A 17,106-nucleotide genomic window follows, 5' to 3' on the forward strand; every position below is an offset into this window, starting at 1 on the left:
GGGGGCGAAGAAGAGCCTGGGCCCCCGCGGGTCAGTGGTGGTAGAAGATGCGGTCGGCGTAGTCGGCGAGGATCCGCGCGTTCCAGTCGTGGCCGCCGTCCACGTTCCCGGACCGCAGCAGCGGCGGCTCGATCCCCCGATCGGCAAGCGTCGCCGCCGCCGTGGCCATGACCGCCTGGAGCAGGGCCGTCGTGACGACCGTCGACGCGGGCGCGAACGGCGCCGGCACGTTGTCATGGGTGAGCTCCGCGTCACCGACCGCGATACCGGAGTCCAGCACGAGATCGCAGTGGTCCTTCAGGAACGTCCCGGAGGAGTGCCGGGACGACGTCTGCGTCGCGTAGGCCACGGAGGTCACGCCGATCACCCGCACGCCCAGCCGGCGGGCCTTCATCGCCATCTCCACGGGCAGCGCGTTGCGCCCGGACAGGGAGATGATGATCAGCACGTCGCCCGCGCGGAGCGGCGAGGCGTCGAGTACGACACCCGCGAGCCCGTCGACGCGTTCCAGGGCGGAGCCCAGCGTGGCCGGCATGACGTCGACGCCGACGACCCCCGGCACGGTGAGCAGGTTCATCAGCGCGAGGCCGCCCGCCCGGTAGACGAGATCCTGCGCGGCGAGCGACGAGTGCCCCGCGCCGAAGGCGAAGAGACGCCCGCCGTCCGCGACCGTGTCGGCCAGCAGGGTGCCCGCCGCCGCGACGGACTCGGCCTCCTCGTCGCGGATCCGCTGGAGCAGGTCGATCGCGGCGTCGAGGAACCGATCGGCCGGCGTGCGGTCGCTCATGCGGCATCCCTTCGGGGAGGAGTGTTGCGGATCACCGTGCGGTCTGGACCAGTGCGCTGTCAATACGGCGCCCGAGGGCCCGGTTTCCCGCCCGGAAGGCCCTCGTTCTCATGGCGCGGCCCGGTTGTCCGTCGTATGCGTCAGAATTGAGTCCTGGGCCAGCGCACGCGCCGGTGAGCCCCGGCCTCCGGCAGAGCCAATCCGCAGATCTCATCGAGGGGCGAGTATGTCCGGACTGATCGACACCACGGAGATGTATCTCCGCACCATCCTCGAGCTTGAGGAGGAAGGTGTGGTCCCCATGCGCGCCCGGATCGCCGAGCGGCTCGACCAGAGCGGGCCGACGGTCAGCCAGACGGTGGCGCGCATGGAGCGCGACGGCCTGGTGTCCGTCGCCCCCGACCGGCACCTGGAGCTCACCGACGAGGGCCGCCGGCTGGCCACGCGTGTGATGCGCAAGCACCGCCTCGCCGAGTGTCTCCTCGTCGACGTGATCGGCCTGGAGTGGGAGCAGGTCCACGCGGAGGCGTGTCGCTGGGAGCACGTGATGAGCGAGGCCGTCGAGCGCCGCGTGCTGGAGCTGCTGAGGCACCCGACCGAGTCGCCGTACGGAAACCCGATCCCGGGCCTGGAGGAGCTGGGCGAGAAGGACGGCGCCGACCCGTTCCTGGACGAGGGCATGGTGTCGCTGGCCGACCTCGACCCGGGCGCCGGGGGCAAGACGGTCGTGGTGCGCCGGATCGGCGAGCCGATCCAGACGGACGCGCAGCTGATGTACACGCTGCGCCGGGCGGGCGTACAGCCCGGTTCGGTGGTCAGCGTGACCGAGTCGGCGGGCGGCGTGCTGGTGGGCAGCAGCGGCGAGGCGGCCGAGCTGGACTCGGAGGTGGCCTCGCACGTGTTCGTGGCCAAGCCCTGACCGGCGGCGGCCGGGACCGGCCGGGCGAGCGATTCACGCCCGCCGGTGCGAACGCGCCGATTTCTCGATCCACTGCGGGGAACGGCAGCGCTCGCCGGGTTCGCGTGCAAGGCTGTCGCGTGAGGCATATGACCTGAGGGGCTCTGGCCGGGCCCGACAGAGATGTCACCCCGGCAGGGGAGGGGCGGGACGATGTGCCGTGACCACGTGAGGAGCCCCGGCGCCGCACGGCGCCGGGGCCTGTCCTCCCCTGTGCTGACCCGGAGCCCCGAGCTCTCAGGGTCATTCCCCTCGGACCGGTTTCCCCGAGCGGTCCGCCTCCCGCTGAAGATCTCCCCTGGGCCGCGGCGATCAATCCCCGAAGGGGGTCACTCGAACGAGGGGTGTTGCCGGGCAAGAAGCCATTCTCGAATGCGCATTCGATAATCTGCGGTCGGAACAACAGGGCCGGAGCAACAGGCAGGGCCAGCACAACAGGCAGCGGGCAGGCAGCGAGCTTGGGGGGTGCCAGGGCATGGCGCGACGCATCGACGTGACCGGGGCGGACGGCGTACGGCTCGCCGCCTGGGAGTTCGGCGACCCGCCCAAGAACGGGTCCGACCCGGCGGAGAGCACCGCGCAGAACGCCCCCGGCGTGCTCTTACTGCACGGCCTGATGGGCCGCGCCTCGCACTGGGCGTCCACCGCCCGCCGGCTCTCCGCGCGGTACCGCGCGGTCGCCCTCGACCAGCGCGGCCACGGCCGCAGCGACAAGCCCCCGCAGGCCTCCTTCACCCGCGACGCCTACGTCGACGACGCCGAGGCCGCCCTCGAACAGCTCGGCCTCGGCCCCACCGTCCTCATCGGCCACGCGATGGGCGCGCTGACCGCCTGGCAACTGGCCGCGAAACGCCCCGACCTGGTCCACGGCCTGATCATCTGCGACATGCGGGCCTCCGCCCTCGGCGCCGCCTCGCAGCGCGAGTGGGCGGAGTGGTTCAAGGCCTGGCCGGTCCCCTTCGCCACGCTCGCCGACGTACGGAAGTGGTTCGGCGAGGACGACCCCTGGGTGGAGCGGCCCAACCCGGCGCGCGGCGAGTTCTACGCCGAGGTGATGGCCGAGTCCCCGGACGGCTGGCGCCCGGTCTTCGACCCGGACCAGATGCTCCGCTCCCGCGAGACCTGGGTGTTCGACGCGCACTGGGAGGAACTGGCCCAGGTGCGCTGCCCCGCCCTGGTGGTCCGCGGCCTCGACGGCGAGCTGGGCCGCGCGGAGGCCCAGGAAATGGTCCGCGTCCTCCCGCACGGCCAGTACGCGGAGGTCGCCGACGCCGGCCATCTGGTCCACTACGACCAGCCGGAGACCTGGCTGGCGGCGATCGAACCCTTCCTGGACTCGCTCAGCACCGGCTGACCCCCGGGCCCCGGGCTCACCCCTTGCTGACCGCCGTCACGATCTCCGGCAGCCGGCGCGCCGTCTGCGGGGCCGCCAGCCGCAGGCCGAGCAGGGTCAGGGCGGCGCCGTACGCCGTACCCACCGGCAGCAGGAGCCACAGCCAGTCGTCGCCGCCCGCGCCGATGTTCAGCCAGATCGTGAGGACGATCACCGGGGCGCACAGCACCGCCGCCGCGACCATGCCGCCGAAGATGGAGATCCAGGCCAGCCCCGTCTGCCCGGGCGCGACGTTCTTGTGGCCCTCCTGCGGGATGGAGTACGGGAACCGCGCCGACGTCCACGCGCCCGTCGCGAGCATCGCGCCGAGCAGCGCGAAGGTCAGCCCCAGCGCCTCCGGCAGCCGCGCCCAGTCGCCGAGCATCGCCGTGGTCAGCACGGTGACGAGCGTGGCGTACGGCAGGGTGATCAGCAGCAGCGCCAGCGCGCGGGCGCGCAGCTCCACATACGCGTCCCGGGTGGACGAGATCGTCATCGCGACCATCCAGAACGCGGACATGTCCTGACCGAACTGGTTGTACATCATGATGCCGAGCATCCCGGCGGCGAAACAGGCGAAGTACACCGAGCCGGTGCCCTGCCAGGCGTTGAACACCGGCACGATCAGCCCGAGCGCCAGCGAGGTCACCCACGCGGCCTTCGTCTTCGGATCGCGCCAGATGTAGCGCAGGCTGCGCTCCATGACCGTACCCGTGCGGCCCGGCGGCAGCAGCCGGGCGAGGCCGGTCGACGTGCGGTCGCGGACCACCGTGTCCCCGGCCGCCTGGAGGGTGGAGCCGTCCGGCGAGGTCATCAGCCGGGTCAGGGACCGCGACCACAGCGTGAGCAGCACCGCCAACGCCACGGCGCTCAGCAGCAGTTGCGCCAGCGCGACCCCGTACGAGCCCTCGCCCGCCGAGTGCACCGCGCCGAGCGCCGACGCCGGCGGCAGCCACCGCACCACGTCCGCCACCGGGTCCAGCTGCTCCAGACCGGACGAACCGAGCCGCTGCGCACCGAAGTTGACCACCTGCGCCCCGATGGCGATCACCAGCCCGCTGAGCACCGCGAGGTCCCGGCCCTTGCGGCTGGTGAGAAGCCGTACGTTGGCGGCGGCGACCGCACGCGCGAGCGCCACGCACACCAGCAGTGCCAGCGGGACGGCGAGGACGCCCACCGCGAACGCCGCCCCGCCGTGCGCCACGGCGATCACCGACCCGGTGAGCAGACACAGCGTGAACAGCGGCCCGAGACCGACCAGCGACGCCGTGAGCAGGGCCCGTACGAGCGGACGCGGCCGCAGCGGCAGCATCACCAGCCGGGTCGGGTCGAGGGTCTCGTCGCCGCTGGGGAAGAACAGCGGCATCACCGCCCAGCCGAGCGCCAGCACCCCCACCAGCAGGATCACCAGCGACTCGACGTGATCGAAGCCGCGCAGCGCGATCAGCCCGAGCAGCTGGAGCGCGGCGAACAGCAGGGCGACGACGGCGGAGGCGATGTACGCGGCCTTGCGCCCCCCGGACTGCCGCAGACCGTTGCGCAGCAGGGACAGTTTCAGCCGGACGAAGACGGGAGTGATCGCGGGCGCGCTCACCGGGACCCGCCGCCCAGCCAGTCGAGGGAGGAACCGGTGTCGCGGCCGTCCGCGCCGACGAGTTCCAGGAACGCCCGCTGGAGCGAGGGCGCGTCACCGCGCACCTCGGCAATCGGCCCGTGGGCCCGGATCCGGCCCGCGGCCATCACCGCCACCCAGTCGCACAGCGACTCGACCAGCTCCATGACGTGGGAAGAGAACACGACCGTGGCGCCGGACGCCGTGTACCGCTCCAGAACGCCCCGGATGGTCTGCGCGGAGACCGGGTCGACGCCCTCGAACGGCTCGTCCAGGAACAGCACTTCGGGATTGTGCAGCAGGGCGGCGGCGAGGCCGATCTTCTTGCGCATGCCGGTCGAGTAGTCGACGACGAGCTTGTGCTGGGCACCGGTCAGATCGAGGACGTCGAGCAGCTGCGTGGCCCGCTTGTCGACCTCGGCGCCGGGCAGCCCCCGCAACCTGCCGGAGTAGGCGAGCAGTTCACGTCCCGAGAGCCGCTCGAAGAGGCGCAGCCCCTCCGGCAGCACGCCGATGCGCGACTTGACCTCCACCGGGTCCCGCCAGACGTCGTGCCCGACGATCTCGACGGAGCCCTGATCGGGCCGCAGCAGCCCGGTCACCATGGACAACGTGGTGGTCTTCCCGGCCCCGTTCGGTCCGACCAGCCCGATGAACCGCCCGGCGGGCAACTCCAGATCGATCCCCCCGACAGCCACCTGCTCCCCGAACCGCTTCCAGAGCCCCCGCACACTCACGGCAACAGTCCCCACCACGTCTCCCTCCGTCAGCGAAACAGCCTACGGCGAGCACAGCGCCCTGAAGGGGCGCGGGGAACTGCGCGACCAGCCCCGACGGACCCGCGGTCGCAAAACAACACAAGCCCCGCTGAACACATGGCGCGACCTAGCGATCCCGACCGCACGCATACGCCAACGGCGACACCAACTCCTCCACATCCGGCAACCACCGATTCGCGGGCGTGGGCCGGCAGGCCCACTGCACAGCCCCCCGGCACCCGAACCGCGTCGGCGGCGCGGCGACGAACCCGCCCTCCCCCAGGACCGCCAGGTCCAGAACCCCCGGCGTCCACCCCAGCTTGCGCAGCAGATCCGGAACCTTCACCGTCGCCCCCGGCAGCACGAAGAACTCCATCCGCCGGTCCGGCGTCAGCGTGACCGGCCCCAGCGTCAGCTCCATCCGCTCCATGCGCGCCAGCGCCAGGAACCCCGCCGTCTCGGGCACGGAGACCGCGTCGAAGGTACGGCCGGTGGGCAGCAGGATCGACGCGTCCGGCTGCTTCTGCCACATGCGGCGGGCGACGGTGGCGCTGCCGGTCGCCTGCGCCGCCCAGTCCGTACGGGCCGGGTGCGCGCCGGGTGCGGGGCACGCGGAGTCACCGCACGAGCAGCGCTGCACCCCGTCGACGGCCTCCAGCCAGGTGCCCGGGAACACGTCCCAGTGCCGCTCCTCGGCATAGCGAACTGCGGTGTCCAGCAGCGATTCCCCGCGCTGCTTCGGGATCTGTACGGCGTCGGTGCCCGCGATCGTCTCTTCCACGATGAACACAACTACGGCCGTCACCAGGGGTTACGCCCGCCCGCATGCGCGGGGGAGGAGCATCGGTTCCCTGTTCGGGGCGCATGGGTGCATCCATGGGGGCGCGCGGGAGGATCCGTGTCCGGGGGTGGGTAGCCAGGAGTGGGGCCGGCGACTGCCGTAACCCCGGCAATCCTCACATGCCTCGCATTGTCGGCACGTCGACGGGGCATTGATCTTCCCGGCCGGAACTTTTCGCCGGGACGCGAGACGTACGGCCGCGGAAGACACTCAACCCGGTGCGTGGGCAGGGCACCGCAGCCTCAGGGGGTACGCCATGGCCGCAAGGCCTCTCGTCGCGCGGCAGCCGAACGAACGGCTGCAGGCGCTCATTCAGGAAGCCGGATGCTCCAACGCCGGACTGGCCCGCAGGGTCAACATGTGCGGCGCCGAGCACGGCCTCGACCTGCGCTACGACAAGACGTCGGTGGCCCGCTGGCTGCGCGGACAGCAGCCGCGGGGCCGGGCACCGGCGATCATCGCGGAGGCACTGGGCCGCAAACTGGGTCGTACGGTCACGATCGACGAGATCGGCATGGCCAACGGCAAGAATCTCGCGTCGGGTGTCGGTCTCCAGTTCTCGCCGACGGTACTGGGGGCCATCGAGCAGGTCTGCGAGCTGTGGCGCAGCGACGTGGGCCGGCGGGACTTCCTGTCCGGCTCCTCCGTCGCCGCGTCCGCGCTGGTGGAACCGAGCCGTGACTGGCTGATCTCCGCGCCCGACGGGCAGGTGGCACGCTCCGCCGGGCCGCGCGTGGGCCAGTCCGACGTGGCGGCCGTACGGTCCATGACACAGGCGCTGGTGGACCTGGACCACCAGTACGGCAGCGGGCATGTGCGCCCGGTCGTGGTGCACTACCTCAACAGCGTCGTCTCGGGGCTGCTGGCGGGGTCGTACCGCGAGGCCGTGGGCCGCGACCTGTTCGCGGCGGTCGCGCGGCTGACCGAGCTCGCCGGGTACATGGCCGTCGACACCGGGCAGCCCGGTCTCGCCCAGCGCTACTACATCCAGGCGCTGCGGCTGGCGCAGGCGGCCGGGGACCGCGGATACGGCGGATACGTGCTCGCCGCGTCCATGAGCCACCTGGCCGCGCAGCTCGGAAACCCGCGCGAGATCGCCCAGTTGGCGCGTGCGGCGCAGGAAGGGGCGCGGGGGCGCGTGACACCCCGCGCGGAGGCGATGTTCCACGCCGCGGAGGCGCGCGGGCACGCGCTGATGGGTGACGCGAGCGCCGCGCACACGGCGGCCGGGCGCGCGATGAGTGCCATGGACGCGGCCGATCCGGCGTCCGGGGACGACCCGGTGTGGATCGCGCACTTCGACGAGGCCTATCTGGCCGACGAGTTGGCCCACTGTCACCGCGACCTCGGCCAGGCCCAGGCCGCCGCGCGGTGCGCCCGCGAGTCGTTGGAGGGGCATCCCGAGTCGCGGGCGCGGCGGCGGGCCATCGGCTATGTGCTGCTGGCCACGGCCCAGGTGCAGCAGCGCGAGATCGAACAGGCCTGTAGCACCGGCCTGAAGGCGGTGGAGCTGCTCGACGGGCTCCGGTCCAACCGGGGTTCCGAGTACCTGGAGGACCTCCAGCAGCGACTCGAGCCGTACCGGGAGGAGTCCGTGGTGAGGGAGTTCGGGGCGCGGATGGAACTTCAGACGGCGGCATGACGGCGGCATGACGCCGGCCGCAAGGAGACAGGGCGGGAGGTAGGTGACGTAAGCAGCGTGCGGTGACCCGGTTTTGTTACCGCGCTCACAGGGCATGAGGTCAGGTTCTGTGCTGCGTGGCACCGGGCTCCGGGGACCCGGTAGCGTGAGCCGACGATTCACAAGGTCCCCCATTAGTAGGAGTCCCGGTGACGCAGAGTGGACAGGGCGAGGAGCCCTCGGCGCGCCCCGCGCGCGAAGGCATCGTGCTGCCCTCCGACGGTGGTGAACCCCTGCTGCCGGGCATGACGGCCGGTCCGGTCGCGCCCGGCGGCGGCGCGGACGGCCGGAACGCCGGCGGTGGGTTCCCCGCCTCGGCCCCGCCCGGCGGCCAGACCTGGGGCACGCCCTGGGGCCCCGAGCAGCAGGCCCCCGCGCCGGCGCCGGGCCAGGACTGGCAGCCGCAGGCCGACGGCCAGTGGGGCGGCCCGGAGCCGTCCCCCTGGGGCGCGCAGAACCCGCCCGCCCCGACGCACGGCGGCGGTCCCGGGCCGCTGCCGCCCGAGGGCGCGCCGGCCCACGGTGGCCACACCCCGTACGACGGGAACGGCGCCGGTTACGGCGGTCACCACGGCGGGCATGCCCCGTCGTACGGATCGGCCTCCGGAGCCCCGCTGCCGCCCGCGAACACCGGGTCCTACGGCGCGCATCTTCCGCCCGCCGTTCCCGAGGGCGCCGCCCAGTACCCGCCGGCCGCCGCGCCCGACGGTTCGGAGGGGGCCACCCAGTACATGCCGCCGGTGCCCGCCGCCGGGGTCGACGAGGGGGCGACGCAGTACATACCCCCGGTGAACCCGGGCGCGCTGCCGCCCGAGATGCCCGCCGCGCACGGCTCCGAGGAGACCCGGTACCTGGGGTTGCCCGCGCCGAACGGCGCCGGCAACCCCGACGCGGAGGCCACCCAGTACATCGCCCCCGTCACCGACCAGCCCTACGGTGCCCCGCCGGCCGACGACGGCAACCGGCAGCCGCCCGCCGAGTTCGACAGCCTCTTCCGCAGCGACGACGGCGGCGGCCCGGCCGGGTCCACCCAGCAGCTCCCACGCATGGACTACGGGCCGCCGGTCCGCGCCGTCCACACCCCGTCGCCCGCCCAGGGCGGCGGCCGACGTGCCGCCCACGACGACGACGGCGGCCGGGGCGGACGCGGCGGTGGCCGCACCGGCTCCCGGGTGCCGCTCATCGCGGCGGTCGGCATCGGCATCGCCGTGCTCGGCGTCGGCGCGGGCGCGCTGATGGGCAACGGGGGCGGTGACGACGACGGCGGCGACAACCAGACCGTGTCCGCCACCGCGCCCGCGAGCGAGGAGGCGTCCGCCTCGCCGTCCGTCGACCCGGCCCGTCAGCAGGCCGTGGCGCTGGACAAGCTGCTGGCCGACAGCGGCGACAGCCGGAGCACCGTGATCAACGCGGTCGCCGATGTGAAGGCGTGCCGCGAACTGGGGCAGGCGGCCAAGGACCTGCGGGGCGCGGCCGGACAGCGCAGTCAGCTGGTGACCGATCTCTCCGGGCTCTCGGTGGACGAGCTGCCGAACCACCAGGCGCTGACCACCGCGCTCACCAAGGCGTGGCAGGCGTCCGCCTCGGCCGACAACCACTACGCGGCCTGGGCCGACCAGGTCGCCGGGGCCAAGGGCAAGCTCTGCAAGAAGGGTCAGGCCCGGTCGACCGGGCAGACCCAGGCCGGCAACCGGGCCAGCGGCACCGCGACCGCGGAGAAGAAGAAGGCCGCCGCGCTGTGGAACGCGATCGCCAAGAAGTACGGGCTGACCGAGCGGCAGCCGACCCAGCTGTGACGGGGCGCTGAGCCGGCTCCGCCCGGGGTGGGGCGGGGCCGGGCCGTACGCGTCCGCGGTTCGTTGTGCCGGCTGTCAGGCCAGATCCGCTTCCCGCAGTGTCTTCGTCACGTCGGTGAAGCCCTTGCGGGCCGCTACCAGTCGGCCGTCCTTGACCACCTGGAGGGTCACGTTCGCGTTGACCAGGCGGGGGAAGCCCACGGCGGCGAGCTCGTCCTGGAAGTTCCACCGCAGGGTGGGGGTGAGCCCTCCCGTGGTGACCTTCAGGCCGCTGTTCAGCGCACCGGTCACGGTGTCGGAGCTCACCTCGCCGTCGCCCAGCGACTCCACGACCTGCTTGAACACGGTGTAGGCGATCCAGGTGGTCTGCACCCCGGCGTCGGCGGCGTCGATCCGGTTGTCGCCGAACGCCTCCTCCTTGATCACCTTCTTCATGGGGTCCCAGCTCGGATCGCTCGCCGCCGGGTACCAGCCGGTGACGTACGACCCCTCGTACGGCCCCGACGCCCCGCCCGACGCGTCGATCGTCGTCTGGTCGACGCTGCCCAGCACGGTCGCGGTGCGCACCTCGGGGAAGTCCTCGCGGGCCCGCCGGAAGGAGTCCATGAAGGTGCCGGTGCGGTCGCCGAGGGCGGGCACCACACAGCCCTGCTCGGCCGCGTCCGAGGTGGCGCGCCCGAGGGCCTGCCGCGCCTGACTCTCGTACGAGGTGGCGTCCTCGGCCGCCCGCTGGTCGCCGGCGGACGCGTGGCCGCCCGCCGTCAGGCCCGAGTTCAGCAGCGGGGGCAGCTGGTCGCCCGCGATCGTGTCGGGCCGGATCAGGGTGACCGGCCCGCAGGCGTCGGCGAGGGTGCGGCCGAGCCCGGCCAGCAGCGCCGGCTGTCCGCCGTTGACGGGATACGAGAGAGGGCTGGTGAACTCGTTGTTGGTGATGCCGTAACCGCCGATGTACGGGATGCCCGCGCCCTCCAGGGTGGGCATGAAGGAGTCGGCGTACTGGCTGTACGAGCCGACGACCGCGACGGCCTTCTCCTGGACCGCGCGCCGGGCGCACCGCGCGGCGGTCACGGTGTCGTTCTCGTCGTTGCAGGTCAGCACGTTGAGGTGGCGGCCGTTGAGGCCGCCCTGGGAGTTGACCCAGCGCGCGTACGCCTCGGCGAACGCGGGCATGCCGGGTTTGTTGGTGGCGTTGGTGTCCTGGGGCGCCCACGTCATCACGGTGATCGGGCCGTCGTCCCCGGAGCCCCCCGTGGCACCGGGGACGATCCCGCATCCGGTGGCGAGCGTCGCGCACGTCACCAGCGCGCCCGTGGTCAGCGCGCCGGCTCTGACGCGCCGGGCGAGGAGGCGGGGGAAGAATGTGCTGCGGATGCGTCGCCTGCCGGTCATGTCCCCGCACGATTCCGCCACACGGCCAACCCCGGAGTGACCGTTGGTCAACGTGCGGTGACGCGGAGGTGAATTACGGGGGCCGGTGGGGTCCGTGGGAGGCGGAAACGTACGATCGACGATCGTGCAAGGTTCGGAGAACTCTTCCCGTCGCGGCCGTCGCTCCTTCACCATGGGCGGCATGCCACTCAACGACATGCCGTGGTGGCGCTGGCGCAGCAATGTGCGCTCCGCGCTGCACATGCTCTCCGATCCCGCCTTCCAGCGGGACGTCTGGCTGGCCGGTGTGGACGGCTACGGTGACGTCACCGACGCCGTGTACCGGCTGGTCGAGGACACCTGGCTGGACAACTGGTCCGCCGAGAAGTACGTCGGCACGATCTTCCGTGACTCCCAGGAGGCGGCGCTCGTCGACAGCGCGGTGCTGCGCGTGCTGCGGATCATGCACCAGGTCGGCCCGGACGCTCCGGTGACCGCCTATCTCGAGCACGAGGGATGGCCGGAGGCGATGCGGGCCGCGCGGGACGCCCATGTGCGGATGGCGGCGAGCGACGGCGACGACCCCGACGCCGCGCCGAGCACGCTCGAGGTGCTGCGGATCCTGACACGGTCCGCGTAGCGGAACGGCCGGCCGTCCGGGCCCCCGCTTGTGCGACCCTTTACCGCATGAGCGAGCAGTCCACCCGCGCAGCGGCCCCGGCCGACCAGTACGTCCTCACCCTGTCCTGCCCCGACAAGCAGGGCATCGTGCACGCCGTGTCGAGCTATCTGTTCATGACCGGCTGCAACATCGAGGACAGCCAGCAGTTCGGCGACCACGACACGGGACTGTTCTTCATGCGCGTCCACTTCTCGGCGGACGCCCCCGTGACCGTGGAGAAACTGCGGGCCAGCTTCGCGGCGATCGGTGACTCCTTCCACATGGACTGGCAGATCAACCGGGCCGACGAGAAGATGCGCATCGTGCTCATGGTCAGCAGGTTCGGGCACTGCCTGAACGACCTGCTGTTCCGCGCGCGGATCGGCGCGCTGCCGGTGGAGATCGCCGCGGTGGTCTCCAACCACACCGACTTCGCCGAGCTGGTCGCCTCGTACGGCATCCCCTTCCACCACATCCCGGTGACGAAGGACAACAAGCCGGAGGCCGAGGCCAAGCTGCTGGAGATCGTGCGCGGCGAGAACGTCGAGCTCGTCGTCCTCGCCCGCTACATGCAGGTCCTCTCCGACGACCTGTGCAAGCAGCTCTCCGGGCGGATCATCAACATCCACCACTCCTTCCTGCCGAGCTTCAAGGGCGCGAAGCCGTACCACCAGGCGCACGCGCGGGGCGTGAAGCTCATCGGCGCCACGGCGCACTATGTCACCGCCGATCTCGACGAGGGGCCGATCATCGAGCAGGAGGTCGAGCGGGTGGGCCACGACGTCACGCCGGACCAGCTCGTCGCGATCGGGCGGGACGTGGAGTGCCAGGCGCTGGCGCGGGCGGTGAAGTGGCATGCCGAGCGGAGGATTCTCCTCAACGGCCGCCGGACGGTTGTTTTCGCCTAAGGGGGCGGGATTTCCGGCGCGGGGGCGGCTGCGGGTGGTCTGTGGTTGCTCGCGCAGTTCCCCGCGCCCCTCCAGGGGCGCGGGGAACTGCGCGATCAGCCCCCACTGGCCCGCAGCCGCCGGCGCACCGCAACCCGCCCCTACATCCGGCTCATGCTCGCCGCTGCAAGCAGCACGTCCCTGATCGCCTCGCGGTCACCGACCTGCCCCACCGCCGCCTCCCGCGGAGCGACATGTCCCGCCGCCAGGCGACAGAACTCCGCTCCGTCCAGCGCGACATGCGCGACCTCGTGCTCCGCCGACCCCTTCGCCGCGGGGGAGTCCAGCGGGATCAGCCACTCGCCCCCTCCCGAACCCTCGATCTCCAGCCGGAGGCTGCGCCCCGGCTCCCCGGCGGCGACCAGGTGGCGCTCGACGGGCGAGGCCAGTCCGTGCAGCCGGCGGTGTTCCAGTACGGCCGGGAGCATCCGTGCGGCCAGGTCGACGATGTGGTTCAGATGGCGTCCCGAGGGCGGCTCGTAGGGGTAGTCCACCGCCTCGGCGATGTCCTCCGCGTGCACCCAGCACTCGAAGGCCCGGTCCAGCATCGCGTCGCGCAGGGGCAGTTCGTAGTCGCCGTACGACACGGGCAGCCGTCCGGTGCCGCCGTCCGCGAAGGACACCGTCCGTACGAGGGTGTGGCTCTGCTCCCGCCAGGGCGTCCGCACGGAGCGGGTGGGCGGGAAGTGGGCGGCCCGCCAGTACGCCTCGGTGCGGTCCGTCGGGGTGGGGCGGGCGGGTGTGACGTCGCCGAGCGGGTCGTCGAGGCCGAGGGCGACCGCGACCAGCCCGTCGACCGTCAGCAGGTGCGCGATGACCCCGGCGACGGTGGTGCGGCGGCTGCTCGCCTCGTCGGACTCGTACCAGCGCAGCCGGACCGGCGCGTGCCACTCGGAGTCCCCGAAGTCCTGGAGCAGCGCGTCCAGCCGCGCGGTCTCCGCGTCGTAGGCGGCGGCCCACTCCGGTACGGGGACGCGCGGTGGGCGGCGCTCCAGGCAGGACTCCAGGACGCGGGTGCGCAGGCCGGGGTCCAGGTCGAGGCTCTCGGGACGCTGGAGGAGGCCGACCGCCTCGCGCAGCCGCAGCGCCTCGTCCGCGCAGGGACCGCAGGTGCCGAGGTGCTCCTCGACCGCCTCCGCCTCGGCCGGCGCGCAGGCGGCCAGCGCCCAGGCGCCCAGCAGGGATTTCAGCACGTGGTGCTCCAGCGCGAGCGGACGGTCCGGCCCGTTCTCCGGGCTCTCGCTCACGCGGCACCCCCGATTCCGGGCGGGGCGCCCGGGGTCTCGGTGTCGTGGGCGGTGGCCAGCAGTTGCAGGCCCAGGCGGAGCCGGCGGCGGGCCTCGTCGTCGGTGACGCCGAGGTCGACGGCGGTCTGGCGGTAGTCCCGGCGCTGGAAGTACGCCAGTTCCAGGGCGGCCCGCAGCGGGGCCGGCATGGACTGGACGATGTAGTCGGCGCGGGCGGCCACCGAGGCGTGCCGGACCTTGCGCTCCAGGTCCTCGGGGGTGCCGGGGCCGCCCCGGGCGAGTGCCGCGGTCCCGGTGGTGCGCAGTCGCTGCACGGCCAGCCGGTTGGTCAGGGCGGCGAGCCAGGTGCGCAGGGGTTCCTGTCCGGGGTCGTAGGTCTCCGGGTGTTCCCAGACATGGGCGAAGACGTCCCGGGTGACGGCGTCGGCGGCGCGTTCGTCGCCGACGACGAGGTGGGCGAGGCCGTGGACGAGGGAGGCGAAGCGGTCGTAGAGCTCGCCGAGCGCGGCGGCCTCCCCGTGTGCCAGCCGTTGCTGCATCTTGCGGTCCCAGCGGGCCGGTACGTCGGATTTCGGCATGCGGCCCCTCACCCCCTGTTCCTCCCCCGCGTCCCGGGCCGGTCGTGCCCGGGTCCGGCGTGTGGCCGGCGACCCCACGAATGTAGTCGGCACGTACAACAGCGCACGCCCCTTTGTGGCAATGTGCGCCCCCGGGCGAGGCGCAGATGGTAAGGGGCCACGCGCGCACGTCGGACGCCGTTGGGGGCGCGCCTACCCACACGCATGACGATCGGAACAGATCGAATCGGATCGAAGACGACTGAAACAAGCCTTTTCCGTTTGGTATCCGTTTCTCGGCCCGTGTTTCAGGGAACGGCCGGTGGGCAGCCGCGCTGCAAGGAAGCGTAGGGACTGCTTCCGTTTCGGCGAGCGAGGGGCGTGGTGGTGAGCTTCAAAGTGACCGACAAAGAGCACGGCGAATGGGCCGTGCTCCGGGTGTCGGGCGAGCTGGACCTGGTGACGTCCCCGGTGCTGCGCCAGCGGGTGCACGACGTGGTGGCCGAGGGCAGGCACAGCCTCGTCCTCGATCTCTCCGAGGTGTGGTTCTGCGACTCCAGCGGGGTCGGCGTGCTCATCGCCTCCCGCCGTCTGCTCCGCTCCTGTCAGGGCAGCCTGCGGCTGATCCTGCCCGCGCGGGGAGCCGCCGACGGCAGCCACGTCAACAAGGTGCTCGGCGCCCTCGGGGTCCGCCGCCTGTTCGAGATACACCCGGACGTCCCGTCCGCGGTCGACGAGGACTCCCGCCCGCTCTCGGCGTGAAATACGCGCGACCGTTCGCACGTGTCACACGGTTGTCCCGTTATTCCCTCGGTCTTGGGCCAAGCGTCGTTTTCGGGCGCCCCGGCGGCCCCGCACCACGTACGCTCCCAGCGAGACGACCCCACTGACCTAAGGCGGCCTGAAAGAGACATGGTCACCAGCGAGTACGAGCGCAGGATCGCGGCCCGCTTCGCCGGCTTCGACCAGGACGGCAACGGCTACATCGACCGCGAGGACTTCAGCGGAGCGGCCAAGGCGCTGCTCGCCGAGTTCGGCACCGCGGCCCGCTCCGACCGGGGCCAGGCCCTGTACATCGGTGCCGAGGCGTTCTGGCAGGGCATGGCGGGGATCGCGGACCGCGACGGCGATCAGCGCATCACGCGCGAGGAGTTCGTGAACGGCGCGGTCAAGCGGCTGCGCGACAACCCGGACCGGTTCGCCGAGATCGCCCGGCCCTTCCTGCACGCGGCGCTCGCCGTAGCCGACACCGAAGGGGCCGGCACGGCCGGCGTCGAGGGCATCGAGCGCGTCCTGAAGGCGCTCGGCGTCCCCGAGGACCTCGCCCGCACGGCCGCCGCCGCGCTCGACGCGGACGGCGACGGCAGGATCGGCGAGGAAGAGGTCGTACGGGCCTTCGCCCGCTACTTCACCGTCCCCGAGTAATCGGCCCCACGCCCCACGGGAATGTCACGGATCGTGGCATTGCCATGATCACGGAGCGTTGATATCTGCTTGTGTCCTGTGCGGCACTCGTCACGGCCCGGAGTCGGGTGGTTGCTCCGGTACCTTGTGTGGGATGCGAGTGGTTCCTGGCACGCACCGCGCCGGAGTCGCCCCCGAGGCGGCTCCGTACCGGCCGGTGCCTGCCGCTTCTCGCCGGGTGGCCAGGCGGAACGCCGGCGCCTGTTCGACTTCCCGTGACGAGCGTCGCACAGTATGCCGCACGTGTACTCCTTCGCGCTGGAATATGCCCGAAGCGCTTGTTGGCGTGACTGTACGTCAACCATGCTGTCCCACAAGGGATTCACGTTCCGTGACCCCTGTCCCGGGCGTTGTTCTGGTCATGCAGAAAATGGCTACGATCGTGGCCCTCGTGAGGCGCGAGTCCAAGTGTCCGCCGGTTCGGATGGTGTGAGCGGTGCAGGTGCTTCAAGTGCAGCTGGAGATCCGGCCCGACCCCGCTGAGGTGGGACGGGCCCGGCGGTGGGCCCGTTCGCGGCTGGCCGGGTCGGGCATAGAGGCCGACGAACCGCTCGCCGAGACCCTGATCCTGCTCGTCTCCGAACTCGTCACCAACGCCGTGGTGCACACCGGCTGTCCGGCCGTGCTGCGGCTGTCCCTGCCGGGGGCGGAGGCGGGGGAGGCCACCGTCCGCCTGGAGGTGGCCGACCGCAGCGGCCGGGCGCCGGTGCCGCGCTGTGTGGACGGGGAGGCGACCGGCGGGCGCGGGCTCGCCCTCGTGGACGGGCTGGCCGACCGGTGGGGCTGGAGCGCGGAGGGCGCCGGCAAACGGATCTGGTGCGAGCTGGACCGCTGCGCCCAGCTGGCCGAGAGGGCGTCGACGCGGGGCGGGCTGGCGTACGAGGCGGTGTGAGCGCCCAGGTGCATGGATGCACGGGGGGCCTGGTCCGCGGGTGGGGGTGCGAGGCGGTGCGCCGGGCGTGCTTCCGTGCGCGGTGCCGACGAACAGGTCATATGCCTCAACCGACTTATTTTCCCCCGAAGTGGTGTTGACGCGCCGTGACCGTTTGATCACGCT

At 72.3% G+C, this 17,106-nt stretch carries 16 protein-coding genes; 9 read left to right on the top strand and 7 right to left on the bottom strand.

Annotated features, from left to right (window positions below; genetic code table 11):
• Window positions 1-31: 31 nt before the first annotated feature.
• Window positions 32-787, bottom strand: coding sequence for an SIS domain-containing protein (locus tag ACZ470_RS20590; protein WP_468429034.1), 756 nt, complete (start codon window positions 785-787; stop codon window positions 32-34).
• 226 nt (window positions 788-1,013) lie between these two features.
• On the opposite strand from ACZ470_RS20590, the gene ACZ470_RS20595 reads away from it, so the two are divergent.
• Both ACZ470_RS20595 and ACZ470_RS20600 read left to right on the top strand, forming a co-directional pair.
• On the top strand, window positions 1,014-1,706 hold the full coding sequence (locus tag ACZ470_RS20595) for a metal-dependent transcriptional regulator (protein WP_468429036.1): 693 nt from the start codon (window positions 1,014-1,016) through the stop codon (window positions 1,704-1,706).
• 514 nt (window positions 1,707-2,220) lie between these two features.
• On the top strand, window positions 2,221-3,099 hold the full coding sequence (locus ACZ470_RS20600; RefSeq protein WP_468429038.1) for an alpha/beta fold hydrolase: 879 nt from the start codon (window positions 2,221-2,223) through the stop codon (window positions 3,097-3,099).
• Window positions 3,100-3,115: 16 nt separating this feature from the next.
• Here ACZ470_RS20600 and ACZ470_RS20605 read toward each other — a convergent pair whose 3' ends face one another.
• From ACZ470_RS20605 to ACZ470_RS20615, 3 genes are all read right to left on the bottom strand, one after another.
• The gene (locus tag ACZ470_RS20605; RefSeq protein WP_468429039.1) at window positions 3,116-4,711 is read right to left on the bottom strand and encodes a transporter; all 1,596 of its coding nucleotides are present in this window, start codon (window positions 4,709-4,711) and stop codon (window positions 3,116-3,118) included.
• Complete coding sequence (locus ACZ470_RS20610; protein ID WP_468429041.1) at window positions 4,708-5,484, bottom strand: ABC transporter ATP-binding protein; 777 nt, start codon at window positions 5,482-5,484, stop codon at window positions 4,708-4,710. Before ACZ470_RS20610 ends, ACZ470_RS20605 begins: the two co-directional genes overlap by 4 nt.
• A 130-nt stretch (window positions 5,485-5,614) precedes the next feature.
• Entirely contained in the window at window positions 5,615-6,277 is a 663-nt protein-coding gene (locus tag ACZ470_RS20615; RefSeq protein ID WP_468429043.1) for a bifunctional DNA primase/polymerase, read from the bottom strand.
• 307 nt (window positions 6,278-6,584) lie between these two features.
• Here ACZ470_RS20615 and ACZ470_RS20620 point away from each other — a divergent pair, with 307 nt between their 5' ends.
• Both ACZ470_RS20620 and ACZ470_RS20625 read left to right on the top strand, forming a co-directional pair.
• Window positions 6,585-7,970, top strand: coding sequence for a transcriptional regulator (locus ACZ470_RS20620; RefSeq protein WP_468429045.1), 1,386 nt, complete (start codon window positions 6,585-6,587; stop codon window positions 7,968-7,970).
• Between the two features lie 188 nt (window positions 7,971-8,158).
• Window positions 8,159-9,805: a hypothetical protein gene (locus ACZ470_RS20625; protein WP_468429047.1), complete on the top strand. Its 1,647-nt coding sequence runs from the start codon at window positions 8,159-8,161 to the stop codon at window positions 9,803-9,805.
• 75 nt (window positions 9,806-9,880) lie between these two features.
• Here ACZ470_RS20625 and ACZ470_RS20630 read toward each other — a convergent pair whose 3' ends face one another.
• On the bottom strand, window positions 9,881-11,194 hold the full coding sequence (locus ACZ470_RS20630) for an ABC transporter substrate-binding protein (protein ID WP_468429049.1): 1,314 nt from the start codon (window positions 11,192-11,194) through the stop codon (window positions 9,881-9,883).
• Between the two features lie 172 nt (window positions 11,195-11,366).
• Between ACZ470_RS20630 and ACZ470_RS20635 the strand changes: the two genes are divergently transcribed.
• A complete protein-coding gene (locus tag ACZ470_RS20635; RefSeq protein WP_468429209.1) occupies window positions 11,367-11,813 on the top strand; it encodes an SCO4402 family protein in 447 nt (148 codons plus the stop codon).
• Between the two features lie 47 nt (window positions 11,814-11,860).
• Window positions 11,861-12,742: a formyltetrahydrofolate deformylase gene (purU, locus tag ACZ470_RS20640; RefSeq protein WP_468429051.1), complete on the top strand. Its 882-nt coding sequence runs from the start codon at window positions 11,861-11,863 to the stop codon at window positions 12,740-12,742.
• A gap of 140 nt (window positions 12,743-12,882) precedes the next feature.
• Here the strand turns inward: purU and ACZ470_RS20645 are convergent, their stop codons facing one another.
• Together ACZ470_RS20645 and ACZ470_RS20650 are read right to left on the bottom strand one after the other, a co-directional pair.
• Complete coding sequence (locus ACZ470_RS20645) at window positions 12,883-14,028, bottom strand: maleylpyruvate isomerase N-terminal domain-containing protein (RefSeq protein WP_468429052.1); 1,146 nt, start codon at window positions 14,026-14,028, stop codon at window positions 12,883-12,885.
• Window positions 14,025-14,606 (bottom strand): RNA polymerase sigma factor, encoded by a 582-nt coding sequence (locus ACZ470_RS20650; protein ID WP_468429054.1) that lies wholly within the window; start codon window positions 14,604-14,606, stop codon window positions 14,025-14,027. Before ACZ470_RS20650 ends, ACZ470_RS20645 begins: the two co-directional genes overlap by 4 nt.
• 360 nt (window positions 14,607-14,966) lie before the next feature.
• On the opposite strand from ACZ470_RS20650, the gene ACZ470_RS20655 reads away from it, so the two are divergent.
• The 3 genes from ACZ470_RS20655 to ACZ470_RS20665 all read left to right on the top strand — a co-directional run bounded on the left by ACZ470_RS20655 (window position 14,967) and on the right by ACZ470_RS20665 (window position 16,941).
• A complete protein-coding gene (locus ACZ470_RS20655) occupies window positions 14,967-15,347 on the top strand; it encodes an STAS domain-containing protein (RefSeq protein ID WP_468429056.1) in 381 nt (126 codons plus the stop codon).
• A 150-nt stretch (window positions 15,348-15,497) separates the two neighbouring features.
• Window positions 15,498-16,010, top strand: a complete 513-nt coding sequence (locus tag ACZ470_RS20660) for an EF-hand domain-containing protein (RefSeq protein WP_468429057.1) — start codon at window positions 15,498-15,500, stop codon at window positions 16,008-16,010.
• Between the two features lie 490 nt (window positions 16,011-16,500).
• Window positions 16,501-16,941 (top strand): ATP-binding protein, encoded by a 441-nt coding sequence (locus tag ACZ470_RS20665; RefSeq protein ID WP_468429211.1) that lies wholly within the window; start codon window positions 16,501-16,503, stop codon window positions 16,939-16,941.
• The last annotated feature ends 165 nt before the right edge of the window (window positions 16,942-17,106 follow it).

Source organism: Streptomyces sp. NPDC031111, assembly GCF_055570675.1.